12 protein-coding genes are annotated in these 17,119 nt (G+C 67.9%); 10 read left to right on the top strand and 2 right to left on the bottom strand.

The genetic code is table 11. The features are described 5' to 3' along the window. The first annotated feature begins 2 nt into the window (after positions 1-2). The 4 genes from BU204_RS40110 to BU204_RS16645 all read left to right on the top strand — a co-directional run bounded on the left by BU204_RS40110 (position 3) and on the right by BU204_RS16645 (position 9,676). Positions 3-596, top strand: a complete 594-nt coding sequence (locus BU204_RS40110) for a hypothetical protein (protein ID WP_083661374.1) — start codon at positions 3-5, stop codon at positions 594-596. Between the two features lie 429 nt (positions 597-1,025). Further along, positions 1,026-1,943: a hypothetical protein gene (locus BU204_RS16655; RefSeq protein WP_143229540.1), complete on the top strand. Its 918-nt coding sequence runs from the start codon at positions 1,026-1,028 to the stop codon at positions 1,941-1,943. A gap of 276 nt (positions 1,944-2,219) precedes the next feature. Next, positions 2,220-5,711 carry a DNA-directed RNA polymerase subunit beta gene (gene rpoB, locus BU204_RS16650; RefSeq protein ID WP_075126591.1) on the top strand — a complete coding sequence of 1,164 codons (3,492 nt, stop codon included), beginning with the start codon at positions 2,220-2,222 and terminating at the stop codon, positions 5,709-5,711. 65 nt (positions 5,712-5,776) lie between these two features. Beyond that, entirely contained in the window at positions 5,777-9,676 is a 3,900-nt protein-coding gene (locus tag BU204_RS16645; RefSeq protein ID WP_075126590.1) for a DNA-directed RNA polymerase subunit beta', read from the top strand. Between the two features lie 79 nt (positions 9,677-9,755). On the opposite strand, the gene BU204_RS16640 is transcribed toward BU204_RS16645, so the two are convergent. Continuing rightward, entirely contained in the window at positions 9,756-10,043 is a 288-nt protein-coding gene (locus BU204_RS16640; RefSeq protein WP_075126589.1) for a hypothetical protein, read from the bottom strand. Between the two features lie 112 nt (positions 10,044-10,155). Next, complete coding sequence (locus BU204_RS16635) at positions 10,156-11,109, bottom strand: response regulator transcription factor (RefSeq protein ID WP_075126588.1); 954 nt, start codon at positions 11,107-11,109, stop codon at positions 10,156-10,158. Positions 11,110-11,273: 164 nt separating this feature from the next. Here BU204_RS16635 and BU204_RS16630 point away from each other — a divergent pair, with 164 nt between their 5' ends. From BU204_RS16630 to rpsJ, 6 genes are all read left to right on the top strand, one after another. Then, entirely contained in the window at positions 11,274-11,789 is a 516-nt protein-coding gene (locus tag BU204_RS16630) for a DinB family protein (protein ID WP_075126587.1), read from the top strand. A 452-nt stretch (positions 11,790-12,241) separates the two neighbouring features. Continuing rightward, positions 12,242-12,616: a 30S ribosomal protein S12 gene (rpsL, locus tag BU204_RS16625; RefSeq protein ID WP_030473471.1), complete on the top strand. Its 375-nt coding sequence runs from the start codon at positions 12,242-12,244 to the stop codon at positions 12,614-12,616. A gap of 1 nt (position 12,617) precedes the next feature. After that, on the top strand, positions 12,618-13,088 hold the full coding sequence (rpsG, locus tag BU204_RS16620; RefSeq protein ID WP_075126586.1) for a 30S ribosomal protein S7: 471 nt from the start codon (positions 12,618-12,620) through the stop codon (positions 13,086-13,088). Between the two features lie 63 nt (positions 13,089-13,151). After that, positions 13,152-15,251, top strand: coding sequence for an elongation factor G (fusA, locus tag BU204_RS16615; RefSeq protein ID WP_075126585.1), 2,100 nt, complete (start codon positions 13,152-13,154; stop codon positions 15,249-15,251). 117 nt (positions 15,252-15,368) lie between these two features. Then, positions 15,369-16,562, top strand: a complete 1,194-nt coding sequence (tuf, locus tag BU204_RS16610; RefSeq protein WP_075126584.1) for an elongation factor Tu — start codon at positions 15,369-15,371, stop codon at positions 16,560-16,562. 250 nt (positions 16,563-16,812) lie between these two features. Beyond that, complete coding sequence (gene rpsJ / locus BU204_RS16605) at positions 16,813-17,118, top strand: 30S ribosomal protein S10 (protein WP_003938093.1); 306 nt, start codon at positions 16,813-16,815, stop codon at positions 17,116-17,118. The last annotated feature ends 1 nt before the right edge of the window (position 17,119 follow it).

Genomic DNA, 17,119 nt, shown 5'->3' with positions numbered 1-17,119 from the left:
TTATGACTTCCGCGGCCGACACCGAGACCGAGGTCGACGACACCGGCACCGCCGAGGCGCCGCCCGAGCCCCCGCCGAGGCTGCCGACGATCGCTCTGGGTGCCGCGGTGGCGCTGCTGGTCGCCGCGGCGTCGGTCGCCGTCTGGTTCGGCGTGTCCTGGTTCAACGCGGCGAACGACGACGGCCTGGAGTACTCCAGGACCCGTGACGAGGTCGACCGCGTCGCCAGGGCCGCGATCCAGACAATGAACACGCTGGACTACCGGAAGCTGGACCAGGGCCTGGCCGACTGGTCAGACGCGACGACCGGTGCCCTGCACGCCGAGATCAGCAAGCTCTCCGAGGAGAACAAGCAGCAGCTGCGCGATGCGAAGTCGGTGACGTCGGCCCAGGTGCGCTCGTCGGCCGTGCGCGAGCTGGACGAGCGGTCGGGCAAGGCCGTCGTGATCGCGGCCGTGAAGATCACCGTGTCGACCGGCGGCGGGGAGCCGGTGGACAAGTACCAGCGCATCGAGGCCAGCCTCGTCCGCACCGAGGAAGCCGGCTGGAAACTGGACGGCATCGGGAAGGTCCCCTACGCGCAGCCCGGCCAGTAGCAGTCCTCACCTCGAAGGTCCCCACCGCCGAAAGGACGTCGAGCAGTGCCACCGTCACGCCGCCGCCCGACCCCCGCGTCCGCGCAGCCCCGCCGCCCCAGGGTCGCCGGCCTCCGCAACCGCCCCGACGCCCCCCACCCCAACCCGGCGGACAACCCCTCTCCCCAACCGCCGGAGGAGACCACCTCGGCTGGTGCCGACGCCGCGGACGGCCACGCTGCTCCTGGGGACGCTGCTCCTGGGGACGCTGCTCCTGGGGACGCTGCTCCTGGGGACGCTGCTCCTGGGGACGCGTTGGCCGATGAGTCCACGCGGGCCGAGGGCCGGGAGAAGCCTTCGAGCGGAGTGAGCCTGCCGGCACCACGCGACCGGCGTCCCCGGCCGGTGCCCACCCTGCCGCCGCCGCGACGGTCGGCGGGTGACCAGGAGATGCCCGAGCCCCGCCCCGGCGAGGCCGACGACACCGCCGGAGACACCGCCGATGACACCGTCGCGGCGGGCGCACCGTCCCAGGGCTGGACCGAGCAGACCGCCGACGTGGACTTAGGCACCGGTCCCGAGCCCACCACCGAGCCCGCCGACGCCGCCACCAGGGCCGGCACCGAGCCCACCACCGACAAGGTCACCACCGACAAGCCCACCACCGACACCGAGCCAGGCACCGCCGAAACCCAAACCGCTCCCAAACCCTCCCGCCCCGCCGGCAAGCGCCGCACGGCCGGCACGGCCCGACCCGAGGACCTCTCGGCCGCCGAGGCCGAGGCCGCGCTCGCCCCCCTCCCCACCTCCACCACCCCCCGCCGCCGCGCCAACCGGCTCGCGGTCGCCGGTGTGCTCGCTCTCGTGGCCGTGGTCCTGGTCGGTCTGGCCGTCTGGTTCCGGGGCGAGGCGAACGCGCTGGCCAGCGGGGACGCCAACACCGCGCTGACCGACCCGGCCACCACCAGCGAGGTCATCGGGCAGCTCACGTCGGCCGTCGAGGACACCTTCAGCTACAACTACACCGACCTCGCCAGCACCGAGCGAGCCGTGGACGCGGTGCTCACCGGCAAGGCCCGCTGCGAGTACGACCAGCTCTTCGGCCAGGTCCAGGAGTTGGCCCCCAAGCAGAAGATCATCATGGCCACCGCGGTCCGCAGCATCGCGCTGGTCCGGCTGGACGGGGACCGCGCCGAGGCCCTCGTCTTCATCGACCAGAGCTCCACCCGCGTCGACACCAACAAGTCGGTCGCGGGGGAGGCACAGTTCGGTGTCCTGGCCCACCGCGAGGACAACCGCTGGAAGATCACCGAGTTCAACATGTTCGACCAGCAGCTGCTCACCGGCCAACCGGCTCCCAAGTGCTGAAACGTGGCTGACGTCGCGGTGGAATCAGGGTGGCTTCCTGGCGCGCCATCTTGACTCAAAGTCGCCCCCGGGTCACGCTATTCACCGAGCGCGCCTTCGGCGGGGAGGACGGTTGAGTGCGGGCCTAGACAGTCGCCGACTTCACGGCTAGACTGCCCCTTTGCGCTGCCCACTTTCGCATGCCCTAGACTGTTGGGCACGACCGCACCCCTGACCAGCTTAGTTACAGTTGCTAACCAGGCTGCTCGACCGCACATAGTCCTGGAAGGACGCATCTTGGCAGTCTCCCGCGCGACCAAGGCCACTGCTGCGACCAACTCCACCATGTCGAACTCGGGTATCCCCGGAGCGCCTCTCCGGGTCTCGTTCGCGAAGATCCGGGAGCCCCTGGGTACGCCCAACCTGCTCGACCTGCAGATCCAATCGTTCCAGTGGTTCACCGGTGACGAGGCGTGGTTCCAGCGCCGTGTCGACGCCGGTGACGAGAACCCCGTTGGCGGCCTCGAAGAGGTGCTGAACGAGATCTCACCCATCGAGGACTTCTCCGGCTCGATGTCCCTCTCCTTCTCCGACCCGCGCTTCGACGAGGTCAAGGCCTCCGTCGAGGAGTGCAAGGACAAGGACATGACGTACGCGGCCCCGCTGTTCGTCACCGCCGAGTTCACCAACCACAGCACTGGCGAGATCAAGAGCCAGACCGTGTTCATGGGTGACTTCCCGGTCATGACCGACAAGGGCACGTTCATCATCAACGGCACCGAGCGTGTCGTGGTCTCCCAGTTGGTCCGCTCGCCCGGCGTGTACTTCGACACCAACGTGGACAAGACCACCGACAAGGACGTCTTCAGCGTCAAGGTCATCCCGAGCCGCGGCGCGTGGCTCGAGTTCGACGTCGACAAGCGCGACACCGTCGGTGTCCGGATCGACCGCAAGCGTCGCCAGCCGGTGACGGTGCTGCTCAAGGCCCTCGGCTGGAGCACCGAGCAGATCCGCGAGCGCTTCCACTTCTCCGAGACGCTGCTCGCCACCCTGGAGAAGGACCACACGGCCGGCACCGACGAGGCGCTGCTCGACATCTACCGCAAGCTGCGCCCGGGTGAGCCGCCGACCAAGGAGTCCGCGCAGACGCTGCTGGAGAACCTGTTCTTCAAGGACAAGCGGTACGACCTGGCCAAGGTGGGCCGGTACAAGGTCAACAAGAAGCTGGGCCTGACCACCGCCAACGACGTGGGCGTGCTCACCGAGGAAGACATCGTCACCACGATCGAGTACCTGGTCCGCCTGCACGCCGGCGAGACCACGATGACGATCGAGGGCAACGAGGTGCCGGTCGAGGTCGACGACATCGACCACTTCGGCAACCGCCGCCTGCGCACGGTCGGCGAGCTGATCCAGAACCAGATCCGGGTCGGCCTGTCCCGCATGGAGCGCGTCGTCCGCGAGCGGATGACCACCCAGGACGTCGAGGCGATCACCCCGCAGACTCTGATCAACATCCGTCCCGTCGTGGCGGCGATCAAGGAGTTCTTCGGCACCTCGCAGCTGTCGCAGTTCATGGACCAGACCAACCCGATCGCGGGCCTGACGCACAAGCGCCGCCTGTCCGCGCTCGGCCCCGGTGGTCTGTCCCGTGAGCGTGCCGGCATGGAGGTCCGCGACGTCCACCACAGCCACTACGGCCGCATGTGCCCGATCGAGACGCCGGAAGGCCCGAACATCGGCCTGATCGGCTCGCTGTCGAGCTACGGGCGGGTCAACCCGTTCGGCTTCATCGAGACGCCGTACCGCAAGGTCATCGAGGGCCAGGTCACCGACCAGATCGACTACCTGACCGCCGACGAGGAGGACCGGCACGTCATCGCGCAGGCCAACGCGCCGCTCGACGAGCAGGGTCACTTCGTCGAGGACCGCGTGCTGGTTCGCAAGAAGGGCGGCGAGGTCGAGTTCATCGAGCCGTTCGACGTCGACTACATGGACGTCTCACCGCGGCAGATGGTCTCGGTCGCGACCGCGATGATCCCGTTCCTCGAGCACGACGACGCCAACCGCGCCCTGATGGGCGCGAACATGCAGCGCCAGGCGGTGCCGCTGCTGCGCAGCGAGTCCCCGCTGGTGGGCACCGGCACCGAACTGCGTGCCGCGGTCGACGCCGGTGACGTCGTGGTGGCCGAGAAGGACGGTGTCGTCGAGGAGCTGTCCGCCGACTTCATCACGGTGATGGCCGACGACGGCAGCCGCCGCACCTACGGCCTGCACAAGTTCCGCCGGTCCAACCAGGGCACCTGCGTCAACCAGCGGCCGATCGTCTCCGAGGGCGACAGGGTCCTGGCCGGTCAGGTCATCGCCGATGGTCCGTGCACCGAGAACGGCGAGATGGCGCTCGGCAAGAACCTGCTCGTCGCGATCATGCCCTGGGAAGGCCACAATTACGAGGACGCCATCGTCATCTCGCAGCGGCTCATCCAGGACGACGTGCTCACCTCGATCCACATCGAGGAGCACGAGATCGACGCCCGTGACACCAAGCTCGGCGCCGAGGAGATCACCCGGGACATCCCGAACGTCTCCGAGGAGGTCCTCGCGGACCTGGACGAGCGCGGCATCATCCGCATCGGTGCCGAGGTCGGCGACGGCGACATCCTGGTCGGCAAGGTCACGCCCAAGGGCGAGACCGAGCTGACCCCAGAGGAGCGCCTGCTCCGCGCGATCTTCGGTGAGAAGGCGCGCGAGGTGCGCGACACCTCGCTCAAGGTGCCGCACGGTGAGACCGGCAAGGTCATCGGCATCCGGGTGTTCTCCCGGGAGGACGAGGACGAGCTGCCCCCGGGCGTGAACGAGCTGGTCCGGGTGTACGTGGCGCAGAAGCGCAAGATCCAGGACGGCGACAAGCTCGCCGGCCGGCACGGCAACAAGGGCGTCATCGGCAAGGTGCTCAATGCCGAGGACATGCCGTTCCTGCCGGACGGCACCCCGGTCGACGTCGTGCTGAACACCCACGGTGTTCCGCGACGGATGAACATCGGCCAGGTGCTCGAGCTGCACCTCGGCTGGCTCGCCTCGCAGGGCTGGCAGATCGAGGGCAACCCGGAGTGGGCCAAGGACCTGCCCGAGGAGCTCTACGACGTCGCGCCCGGCACGCACACCGCGACCCCGGTGTTCGACGGCGCGAAGGAGCACGAGCTCACCGGTCTGCTCGGCTCGACCCGGCCCAACCGGGACGGCGAGCGGATGGTCGGCGAGAACGGCAAGGCGACGCTGTTCGACGGGCGTTCCGGCGAGCCGTTCCCGTTCCCGGTGGCGGTCGGCTACATGTACATCCTGAAGCTGCACCACCTGGTGGACGACAAGATCCACGCCCGGTCGACCGGCCCGTACTCGATGATCACCCAGCAGCCGCTCGGCGGTAAGGCTCAGTTCGGTGGCCAGCGCTTCGGTGAGATGGAGTGCTGGGCCATGCAGGCCTACGGCGCCGCGTACACGCTGCAGGAACTGCTCACGATCAAGTCCGACGACGTGCTCGGCCGCGTGAAGGTCTACGAGGCCATCGTCAAGGGCGAGAACATCCCGGAGCCCGGTATCCCGGAGTCGTTCAAGGTGCTCCTCAAGGAGCTCCAGTCGCTGTGCCTGAACGTGGAGGTCCTCTCCAGCGACGGCGCCGCGATCGAGATGCGCGACGGTGACGACGAGGACCTCGAGCGGGCGGCTGCCAACCTTGGCATCAACCTGTCCCGCAACGAGTCCCCGAGCGTCGACGACGTAGTGAATTAGCCGCCGACTGTGAACTCGACTCCCTAGTACCAAGGCTTCAACAAACAAAAAGGGGAAGACCCCACGTGTTGGACGTGAACTTCTTCGATGAGCTTCGCATCGGCCTGGCGACCGCGGACGACATCCGCCAGTGGTCCTTCGGCGAGGTGAAGAAGCCCGAGACGATCAACTACCGGACCCTCAAGCCCGAGAAGGACGGACTCTTCTGCGAGAAGATCTTCGGTCCGACCCGGGACTGGGAGTGCTACTGCGGCAAGTACAAGCGCGTCCGCTTCAAGGGCATCATCTGTGAGCGCTGTGGCGTCGAGGTCACCCGCGCGAAGGTGCGCCGCGAGCGGATGGGCCACATCGAGCTGGCCGCGCCGGTCACCCACATCTGGTACTTCAAGGGCGTTCCCTCGCGCCTGGGCTACCTGCTCGACCTGGCCCCGAAGGACCTCGAGAAGATCATCTACTTCGCCGCCTACGTGATCACCTCGGTGAACCCCGAGCTGCGGCACAACGACCTGGCGACCCTGGAGAGCGAGATCGGGGTCGAGCGCAAGCAGGTCGAGAACCGCCGCGACGCGGACATCGAGGCCCGGGCCCAGAAGCTCGAGGCCGACCTGGCCGCGCTCGAGGAGGAGGGCGCCAAGAGCGACGTCCGCCGCAAGGTCAAGGAGGGCGGCGAGCGGGAGATGCGCCAGCTCCGCGACCGGGCCCAGCGCGAGCTGGACCGGCTCGACGAGATCTGGAGCACCTTCACCAAGCTGGAGCCCAAGCAGCTCATCGCCGACGAGGTGCTCTACCGCGAGCTGATCGACCGCTACGGCGACTACTTCACCGGCTCGATGGGTGCCGAGGCGATCCAGCGGCTGGCCGCGGACTTCGACGTGGAGGCCGAGGCCGAGAACCTGCGCGACACGATCCGCAACGGCAAGGGGCAGAAGAAGCTCCGCGCCCTCAAGCGGCTCAAGGTCGTCGCGGCGTTCTCGCAGACGAACAACTCGCCGATGGGCATGGTCCTCGACTGCATCCCGGTGATCCCGCCGGACCTGCGGCCGATGGTCCAGCTCGACGGTGGCCGGTTCGCCACCTCGGACCTGAACGACCTCTACCGCCGCGTGATCAACCGGAACAACCGGCTCAAGCGGCTGATCGACCTCGGCGCGCCCGAGATCATCGTGAACAACGAGAAGCGGATGCTGCAGGAGGCCGTCGACGCGCTGTTCGACAACGGCCGCCGCGGCCGTCCGGTCACCGGTCCGGGCAACCGGCCGCTGAAGTCGCTGTCCGACCTGCTCAAGGGCAAGCAGGGTCGGTTCCGGCAGAACCTGCTCGGCAAGCGCGTCGACTACTCCGGCCGTTCGGTCATCGTGGTCGGTCCGCAGCTCAAGCTGCACCAGTGCGGTCTGCCCAAGGCGATGGCGCTCGAGCTGTTCAAGCCGTTCGTGATGAAGCGGCTCGTGGACCTCAACCACGCGCAGAACATCAAGTCGGCCAAGCGGATGGTGGAGCGCGCCCGGCCGGCGGTGTGGGACGTGCTGGAGGAGGTCATCACCGAGCACCCGGTGATGCTCAACCGCGCGCCGACGCTGCACCGCCTCGGCATCCAGGCCTTCGAGCCGCAGCTGGTGGAGGGCAAGGCCATCCAGCTGCACCCGCTGGTCTGCGAGGCGTTCAACGCCGACTTCGACGGCGACCAGATGGCGGTGCACCTGCCGCTGTCGGCGGAGGCCCAGGCCGAGGCTCGGGTCCTGATGCTGTCGTCGAACAACATCCTGTCGCCGGCCTCGGGTCGTCCGCTGGCCATGCCGCGACTGGACATGGTGACCGGTCTGTTCCACCTGACCCGCCTCAAGGAGGAGGGTCTCGGTGCCGGGCAGGCGTTCTCCTCGCCGGCCGAGGCCATCATGGCCTTCGACCGCAAGGTGATCGACCTCCAGTCGCCGATCAAGGTGCGGATCACCGACCGCGCGCCGAACTCGGCGGACAAGCCGGAGGGTTGGGAGCCGGGTCAGCCGTGGCTCGCGCAGACCACGCTGGGCCGGGTGCTGTTCAACGACCTCCTGCCCGAGGACTACCCGTTCATGAACGAGCCGATGCCCAAGAAGCGGCAGGCGGCGATCGTGAACGACCTCGCGGAGCGGTACCCGATGGTCACCGTGGCGCGGACGCTGGACAAGCTCAAGGACGCGGGATTCCACTGGGCCACCCGGTCCGGTGTCACGATCGCGATCTCCGACGTGGTGGTGCCGCCGACCAAGCAGCAGATCCTGGACTCCTACGAGCAGAAGGCCGACGCCGTCGAGAAGCGGTACCAGCGCGGTCAGCTCTCCCACGCGGAGCGCAACAACGAGCTGGTCAAGGTCTGGGGCCAGGCGACCGAGGAGGTCGCCGAGGCCATGGAGGCCAACTTCCCCGACGACAACCCGATCCCGATGATCGTGAAGTCGGGTGCGGCGGGCAACATGACCCAGGTCCGGTCGCTGGCCGGTATGCGTGGTCTGGTGTCCAACCCGAAGGGTGAGTACATCCCGCGGCCGATCAAGTCCAACTTCCGCGAGGGCCTGTCGGTGCTGGAGTACTTCATCGCCACGCACGGTGCCCGCAAGGGTCTGGCCGACACCGCGCTGCGGACCGCCGACTCGGGTTACCTGACCCGGCGTCTGGTGGACGTCTCGCAGGACGTCATCGTGCGCGAGGTCGACTGCGGCACCAGCCGCGGTATCAACATGACCATCGGCGCGGCCGGTCCGGACGGTCTGGTCATCCGCGACCAGCACGTGGAGACCAGCGTCTACGCGCGCACGCTGGCCGAGGAGATCACCGATGCGGACGGCAACGTCCTGCTCAACCGCGGTGACGACCTCGGCGACCCGGCGATCGAGAAGCTGGTCACCTCCGGGGTCACCCGGGCGAAGGTCCGCAGCGTGCTCACCTGCGAGTCGGCCGTCGGTGTGTGTGCCACCTGCTACGGCCGGTCCATGGCGACCGGGCAGCTGGTGGACGTCGGCGAGGCGGTCGGCATCGTCGCGGCGCAGTCCATCGGTGAGCCGGGTACGCAGCTGACGATGCGTACCTTCCACCAGGGTGGCGTCGCGGGAGACGACATCACCACCGGTCTGCCGCGTGTGCAGGAGCTGTTCGAGGCCCGTATCCCGAAGGGCAAGGCGCCGATCGCGGACGTCGACGGCCGGGTGCGGATCGAGGACGGCGACCGGTTCTGGAAGATCACGCTGATCCCGGACGACGGCAGCGAGGAGATCATCTTCGACAAGCTGTCCAAGCGTCAGCGGCTCGCGGTCACCCCGGACGGCCCGCTGTCCGACGGCGACCACGTGTCGGTCGGCCAGCAGCTGCTCGAGGGCACGCCCGACCCGCACGAGGTGCTGCGCGTGATGGGTCCGCGTGAGGCCCAGCTGCACCTGGTGGACGAGGTCCAGAAGGTGTACCGGGCCCAGGGTGTGTCGATCCACGACAAGCACATCGAGGTGATCGTCCGCCAGATGCTCCGGCGGGTCACGATCCTCGACTCGGGCGCCGCCGAGTTCCTTCCCGGCGCCCTGGTCGAGCGTGCCGAGTTCGAGTCGGAGAACCGCCGTGTCGTCGCGGCCGGCGGTGAGCCCGCCTCGGGTCGACCGGTGCTGATGGGTATCACGAAGGCGTCGTTGGCCACGGACTCGTGGCTGTCGGCGGCCAGCTTCCAGGAGACCACCCGCGTGCTGACGGACGCGGCCATCAACGGCCGTTCCGACCGGCTCGTCGGCCTCAAGGAGAACGTGATCATCGGAAAGCTGATCCCGGCCGGCACGGGCATCAACAAGTACCGCAACATCCAGGTCCAGCCGACCGAGGAGGCCAGGGTCGCCGCGTACGCGATCCCGTCCTACGACGACGGCTACTACACCCCGGACGTGTTCGGTACGGGCACCGGTGCGGCTGTTCCGCTGGACGACTACGACTTCGGTCGCGACTACCGGTAGTCGAGGGCGCGCAGGCAACGACGGGCCCCGGGAGCACCAGCTCCCGGGGCCCGTCGTCTTTTCCCTTCCCGGAGGGAACTCAGGTGCCCGGTGGTTCGTCCTCGGACCGGCGGAACAGCAGGTGGTAGGTCACCGCCGTGCGGGGCTCCTCGGGGTGCTCGTCGGCCGGGGTCTCCTCGGTGGGCAGCAGGACCTCGGTCGCGGCGAGCCGGTCGACCTTCCAGCCGCACTCCTCATAGGCCGCGATCGCCGCGGCCACCTCCTGCTCGGTCAGGCTGGGGAGGCGGACCAGGCAGACCTTGCCGCCGGCCTCGGCGTCGCGAACGGCACTCTCGTGCCATTTCTGGTGGTGGCCGAACAGCGACACGCACGCTCACCGCCCGTCACGACAGGGGGCAGGAAACCGGACGGTACGCAGTATTCGGTCACGGGGGTGCGCGGGCCATGGGCCGGGGGACTGGAGTTGTCCGCCCCCCGGCTCATACCAAGTCTGAGTAGCCGAACGGCCGTAGCTTGGCTGCGATCTCCGAACGCTGTCTGACCTCGAACTTCCGCATGATGTTGTACACGTGGGACTTCACCGTGGGCAGGGAGATCGTGAGCGTCTCCGCGATCTGCTGGTTGCTCATCCGCGCCCCGATCAGGTCCGCGATCTCCCGCTCGCGCGTGGTGAGCAGGGCCAGGGGCTCCATCGCGTCGACCGAGGGGCGGGTGAGCACCGCGAAGGTCTCCTGCTGCACGCGCATGCACAGCTGGTCCACCTCCTCGATGCCGCCGATGACGTCGCCGCCGGCCAGCGCGGTCTCCCGCACCCTGGCGAGCGCCGAGCGCACGGCCCCCAGCCGGTCGGTGAAGTCGACGACCACGTCGGCGAACGTGGGGCCGACGCCCTCGCCCTCCGCCGGCAGGAAGTCGAGGTTGCGCTGGTTCTGGGCGTCCTCGTGCTCCCGGCGGATCAGCGCGACGATCGTGCGGCACAACCACTCGAAGGCCAGCACGGCGTGCTCGTCGTAGACGTCCGGGGTGTAGGACTGCATCGAGGCCATGCCGAGTACGGCCGCCACGCCGGTGCTCTCCTCGATGAGCGGAACGGTCACCACGTCGCGGCAGGACCGCGTCGTGTCCCCGAACCGGTGCCCGGCGTTGAGCAGCCGCCCCTGGTCCATCGAGTAGGTGTAGGTCTTCTTGTGCTTGAGCAGCCAGGCACCCAGGCCGTTGGGGCCGTAGGTCGCGACGCTCGGGGTGTCGTACTCCTCGAGGTCGAAGGCGTACGGATAGGCGATGTTCTCGTCGTCGCGGTAGAAGCCGACATAGAACGCGTCGACCTGCGCGATCTTCGCCATGGTCGCGCGGAGGTAGTCGTACCGCAGGTGGTGGTCACCCGGTGGGAGCGACCGGATCCGCCGATCGCCGTCGCGCAGGATCTGCACCACCCGCGGCGGGAAGTTGTTGCGGCGCTCCGTGTTGCCTCCCCAGTCGGCAAGTTACGGCCTGCAAGGCCCCGGTGCGCCCATTATCCCGATGGGGCAAGCAACGCTTAACCCGGCGTTAGCAACGCTGGCTGGTGTCCGCCGGAGCCGCGGGGGATGCTTGCGAGGTGCTGAAGCCGGACACCAAGGACTGGACCTGGGTCATCGAGCGGCCGTGCCCGGAGTGCGGGTACGACGGCAACACGGTCAGCGGACCGGAGGTCCCGGCCCTGCTCCGGCGCAACGCCGCTGCCTGGCCGGCCGTGCTCGCCGCCCCCGAGGCCCGCCGCCGACCCGAGCCCGACCGGTGGTCGCCGCTGGAGTACGGCTGCCACGTCCGGGACGTCTTCCGGGTGTTCGCCGAACGCCTGCACCTCATGCGCACCGAGGACGACCCGCACTACCCGAACTGGGACCAGGACGAGACGGCCGTGCGGGACCGCTACGGCGAGCAGGACCCGGCGACGGTCGCCGCCGAGCTCGTCGAGTCGGCCGAGACGCTCGCCGCGGCCTTCGAACGGGTCGACGACTGGACCCGCCCCGGCTCACGCAGCGACGGCGCCCGCTTCACCATCGACACCTTCGCCCGCTACCTGCTGCACGACCCCGTCCACCACCTGCACGACGTGGGCGCGACCGGGTAGCGCGCCGCCGTGCGACGTCGCCGGGGCGCGGGTACCGTACGAACCGGCGTCAGGCGGCCACCGGCCGGGTCGCGGGGCGCCGGTGACGGGGCGGAAGAGCCCGCCGTTCGCGGCACGGGGGTGGATATAGCAGGCCCGTAGTTTGCAGGCGTCGATGCCGGCTCGAGCGCCGGGTACCCCGGTTTTGACCCTCGTTGGAGCGCCGGGTATCTTTGGTACTCGCGCCCGGCCCAGGTCGGGTCGATCCGCGTGCCTGTGCGCGGAGGTCCACCCGAGTGGACACCCGGCAGTAACCGCGGAGTTCCTTCCGAGCCTCGTAGGGATGATTTGATCCTGCCCGAGCGTTATGAGGAAGGGCGACACGCCCGACCTCGTGATACGGCGAGGTGCGGCGGGACGCGAAAGCAGCACCGACCACAAGCAGTAGCTACACCAGTAGAGAAAGCCGGTCCATGCCCACGATCCAGCAGCTGGTCCGTAAGGGCCGCCAGGACAAGGTCGCCAAGCAGAAGACTGCGGCCCTCAAGGGAAGCCCGCAGCGGCGTGGCGTGTGCACCCGCGTGTACACCACCACCCCCAAGAAGCCGAACTCCGCGCTGCGCAAGGTCGCGCGCGTCAAGCTGACCAGCGGCATCGAGGTCACGGCCTACATCCCGGGTGAGGGCCACAACCTGCAGGAGCACTCGATGGTCCTGGTGCGCGGCGGCCGGGTGAAGGATCTTCCCGGCGTGCGCTACAAGATCATCCGCGGCTCGCTGGACACGCAGGGCGTGAAGAACCGCAAGCAGGCTCGCAGCCGCTACGGCGCGAAGAAGGAGAAGAGCTGAGATGCCCCGCAAGGGACCCGCGCCCCGGCGCCCGCTGATCTCCGACCCCGTCTACAGCTCCCCGCTGGTCACCCAGCTGGTCAACAAGGTGCTCCGGGACGGCAAGCGCTCGGTCGCCGAGAAGATCGTGTACGAGGCCCTCGAGGGCGCGCGCGAGAAGACCGGCACCGACCCGGTGGTCACGCTCAAGCGTGCGCTGGACAACGTCAAGCCGACCATCGAGGTGAAGAGCCGCCGCGTCGGTGGCGCCACCTACCAGGTGCCGATCGAGGTCAAGCCGGGCCGCTCCACGACGCTGGCGCTGCGCTGGCTGGTCAACTTCTCGCGTCAGCGCCGGGAGAAGACCATGGTCGAGCGCCTGATGAACGAGCTGCTCGACGCGAGCAACGGCCTCGGGGCGAGCGTCAAGCGCCGCGAGGACACGCACAAGATGGCGGAGTCGAACAAGGCCTTCGCCCACTACCGCTGGTGACGGCCCGCGGCCAAACAGGCTCCCGGCCGCACCACCGCTGATTCAAGACAGGGGAAGACACCCGTGGCACAGGACGTGCTTACCGACCTGGCCAAGGTCCGCAACATCGGGATCATGGCCCACATCGACGCGGGCAAGACCACGACGACCGAGCGGATCCTGTTCTACACCGGGATCAGCTACAAGATCGGTGAGGTGCACGACGGCGCCGCCGTCATGGACTGGATGGAGCAGGAGCAGGAGCGCGGCATCACGATCACGTCGGCCGCGACGACCTGCTTCTGGAAGGACCACCAGATCAACCTGATCGACACCCCCGGGCATGTCGACTTCACCGTCGAGGTGGAGCGCAACCTGCGGGTGCTCGACGGCGCGGTCGCGGTGTTCGACGGCAAGGAGGGGGTCGAGCCGCAGTCCGAGCAGGTCTGGCGGCAGGCCACCAAGTACGACGTCCCGCGCATTTGTTTCGTCAACAAGATGGACAAGCTCGGCGCGGACTTCTACTACACCATCCGCACCATCTCCGAGCGCCTCGGTGCCAAGCCCCTGCCGATCCAGCTGCCGATCGGCGCCGAGAGTGACTTCATCGGCGTCGTCGACCTGGTGAACATGCGCGCCCTGACCTGGCGTGGTGAGGTCCAGAAGGGCGAGGACTACACCATCGAGGAGATCCCGGCCGACCTGGTCGAGCGGGCCAACGAGTACCGCGAGCAGCTGATCGAGGCGGTCGCCGAGACCGACGACGAGCTGATGGAGGCCTACCTCGGCGGTGAGGAGCTCACCGTCGACCAGATCAAGCAGGGTATCCGGAAGATCGTCAACGAGGGCACCGCCTACCCGGTGCTGTGCGGCTCCGCGTTCAAGAACAAGGGCGTCCAGCCCATGCTCGACGCGGTGATCGACTACCTGCCCTCGCCGCTGGACCTGCCGCCGGTCGAGGGCACGCTGACCGACGGGGAGACGGCGGCGTTCCGCAAGCCGTCGACCGACGAGCCGTTCTCCGCGCTGGCCTTCAAGATCGCCGTGCACCCGTTCTTCGGCAAGCTCACCTACGTCCGGGTCTACTCGGGCAAGGTCGCCAGCGGCTCCCAGGTCATCAACTCGACCAAGGACCGCAAGGAGCGCATCGGGAAGATCTTCCAGATGCACGCCAACAAGGAGAACCCGGTCACGGAGGCGCTCGCCGGCCACATCTACGCGGTGATCGGCCTGAAGGACACCACGACCGGCGAGACCCTGTGCGACCCGAACGAGAAGATCGTCCTCGAGTCGATGACCTTCCCGGAGCCGGTCATCCAGGTGGCCATCGAGCCGAAGACCAAGGCCGACCAGGAGAAGCTGTCGACCGCGATCCAGAAGCTCGCCGAGGAGGACCCGACCTTCCGGGTCAACCTGGACGAGGAGACGGGTCAGACGATCATCGCCGGCATGGGCGAGCTGCACCTGGACATCCTGGTCGACCGGATGCGCCGCGAGTTCAAGGTCGAGGCCAACATCGGCAAGCCGCAGGTGGCGTACCGCGAGACGATCCGCAAGACGGTCGACAAGTACGACTACACCCACAAGAAGCAGACGGGTGGGTCGGGCCAGTTCGCGAAGGTCGTCATCAAGCTCGAGCCGCTGGCCACCACGGACGGCGCGCTGTACGAGTTCGACAACAAGGTCACCGGCGGCCGCGTCCCCCGCGAGTACATCCCGTCGGTGGACGCCGGCGCCCAGGACGCCATGCAGTACGGCGTGCTGGCCGGTTACCCGCTGGTCGGCCTCAAGCTGACCCTGCTCGACGGTGCGTACCACGAGGTGGACTCCTCCGAGATGGCCTTCAAGGTCGCCGGTTCCATGGCGCTCAAGGAGGCCGCGCGGCAGGCCAGCCCCGTGCTGCTCGAGCCGATGATGGCGGTCGAGGTGACCACGCCCGAGGCGTACATGGGCGACGTCATCGGTGACCTGAACTCCCGCCGTGGCCAGATCCAGGCCATGGAGGAGCGCAGCGGTGCCCGCGTCGTCAAGGCGCTCGTGCCGCTGTCGGAGATGTTCGGCTATGTCGGCGACCTGCGGTCCAGGACCCAGGGCCGGGCGAACTACTCCATGCAGTTCGACTCCTACGCGGAGGTTCCCACGAACGTCGCGAAGGAGATCATCGCCAAGGCAACCGGCGAGTAATTCAATCCGGTGCGGGCTGCGTGGGTAGCGCCCTCTATGGTTCCGCACAACTGACCCAAAAAGCTGTCGTCGGTAAGCAAGACGGCGGAGAGAAACAAGTCCAGGAGGACGAGAGAAGTGGCGAAGGCGAAGTTCGAGCGGACCAAGCCGCACGTCAACATCGGAACCATCGGTCACATCGACCATGGGAAGACCACGCTGACCGCGGCCATCTCCAAGGTTCTGCACGACAAGTACCCGGACCTGAACCCCTTCACGCCGTTCGACGAGATCGACAAGGCGCCGGAGGAGAAGCAGCGCGGTATCACGATCTCGATCGCGCACATCGAGTACGAGACCGAGAAGCGGCACTACGCCCACGTGGACTGCCCGGGTCACGCGGACTACATCAAGAACATGATCACCGGTGCCGCCCAGATGGACGGCGCGATCCTCGTGGTCGCCGCGACCGATGGTCCGATGCCGCAGACCAAGGAGCACGTGCTGCTGGCTCGCCAGGTCGGTGTGCCCTACATCGTGGTGGCCCTGAACAAGGCCGACATGGTTGACGACGAGGAGATCCTGGAGCTCGTCGAGCTCGAGGTCCGCGAGCTGCTGACCGAGTACGAGTTCCCGGGTGACGACCTGCCGGTCGTGCGTGTCTCCGCGCTCAAGGCGCTGGAGGGCGACGCCGAGTGGGGCGCCAAGGTCATCGAGCTGCTCGACGCGGTGGACGACAACATCCCCGAGCCGACCCGCGAGGTTGACAAGCCGTTCCTGATGCCGGTGGAGGACGTCTTCACCATCTCCGGCCGCGGCACCGTGGTCACCGGTCGCGTCGAGCGCGGTGTCCTCAAGCCGATGGAGGAGGTCGAGATCGTCGGCATCCGCGAGAAGGCGCAGAAGACCACCGTCACCAGCGTCGAGATGTTCCGCAAGATCCTCGAGGACGCGCGGGCCGGTGAGAACGTGGGTCTGCTCCTGCGCGGCATCAAGCGCGAGGACGTCGAGCGCGGCCAGGTCGTCGTGAAGCCCGGCACCACCACGCCGCACACCGAGTTCGAGGCTCAGGTCGTCATCCTGAGCAAGGACGAGGGTGGCCGGCACACGCCGTTCTTCAACAACTACCGTCCGCAGTTCTACTTCCGCACCACGGACGTGACCGGCGTGGTGACCCTCCCCGAGGGCACCGAGATGGTCATGCCCGGCGACTCCACCGGTATGACGGTCAAGCTGATTCAGCCGATCGCCATGGACGAGGGTCTCCGGTTCGCCATCCGCGAGGGTGGCCGGACCGTCGGCGCGGGCCGCGTCACCAAGATCATCAAGTAGTCACCCGTTCGGGGGGCCCCAGGTCGCGTACCTGGGGCCCCCCGGTTTGGGATGCCATATCTCCGTGTGGCATCCTTGACAGGTTGCTCGTCGCGGTCACCCGCGTTCGAGCCGCGGCTCGCCCGGCGGGCCATCATGACCACTCCCGTAGGACTCAAGTCCAAGGGGCCGGTCTGTGCGTAGGGCGCGACACACCCGACCGCGTGGACCGGAGCGGCACGAGTCTTAAAGACAAGGACGGCAAGCCACCATGGCGGGACAGAAGATCCGCATCCGGCTCAAGGCCTACGACCACGAGGCGATCGACGCGTCCGCGCGCAAGATCGTGGAGACGGTAACCCGCACGGGCGCTCGGGTCGTCGGGCCGGTGCCGCTGCCCACCGAGAAGAACGTGTACTGCGTCATCCGGTCTCCGCACAAGTACAAGGACTCGCGCGAGCACTTCGAGATGCGCACGCACAAGCGTCTGATCGACATCCTCGACCCGACGCCGAAGACGGTCGACGCCCTCATGCGCATCGATCTCCCGGCCAGCGTCGACGTCAACATTCAGTGAG

Source organism: Actinophytocola xanthii (assembly GCF_001921205.1).
GTDB classification, from domain to species: domain Bacteria; phylum Actinomycetota; class Actinomycetes; order Mycobacteriales; family Pseudonocardiaceae; genus Actinophytocola; species Actinophytocola xanthii.
The sequence above is the reverse complement of the archived record's forward strand: the minus strand, read 5'-3'. Positions and strand labels throughout refer to the sequence as shown.

Coding starts and splice junctions, on each gene's coding strand:
- rpsJ (WP_003938093.1), top strand. CDS start 16,813: ATGGCGGGACAGAAGATCCGCATCCGGCTCAAGGCCTACGACCACGAG.
- rpsG (WP_075126586.1), top strand. CDS start 12,618: ATGCCCCGCAAGGGACCCGCGCCCCGGCGCCCGCTGATCTCCGACCCC.
- BU204_RS16655 (WP_143229540.1), top strand. CDS start 1,026: ATGCCCGAGCCCCGCCCCGGCGAGGCCGACGACACCGCCGGAGACACC.
- BU204_RS40110 (WP_083661374.1), top strand. CDS start 3: ATGACTTCCGCGGCCGACACCGAGACCGAGGTCGACGACACCGGCACC.
- rpsL (WP_030473471.1), top strand. CDS start 12,242: ATGCCCACGATCCAGCAGCTGGTCCGTAAGGGCCGCCAGGACAAGGTC.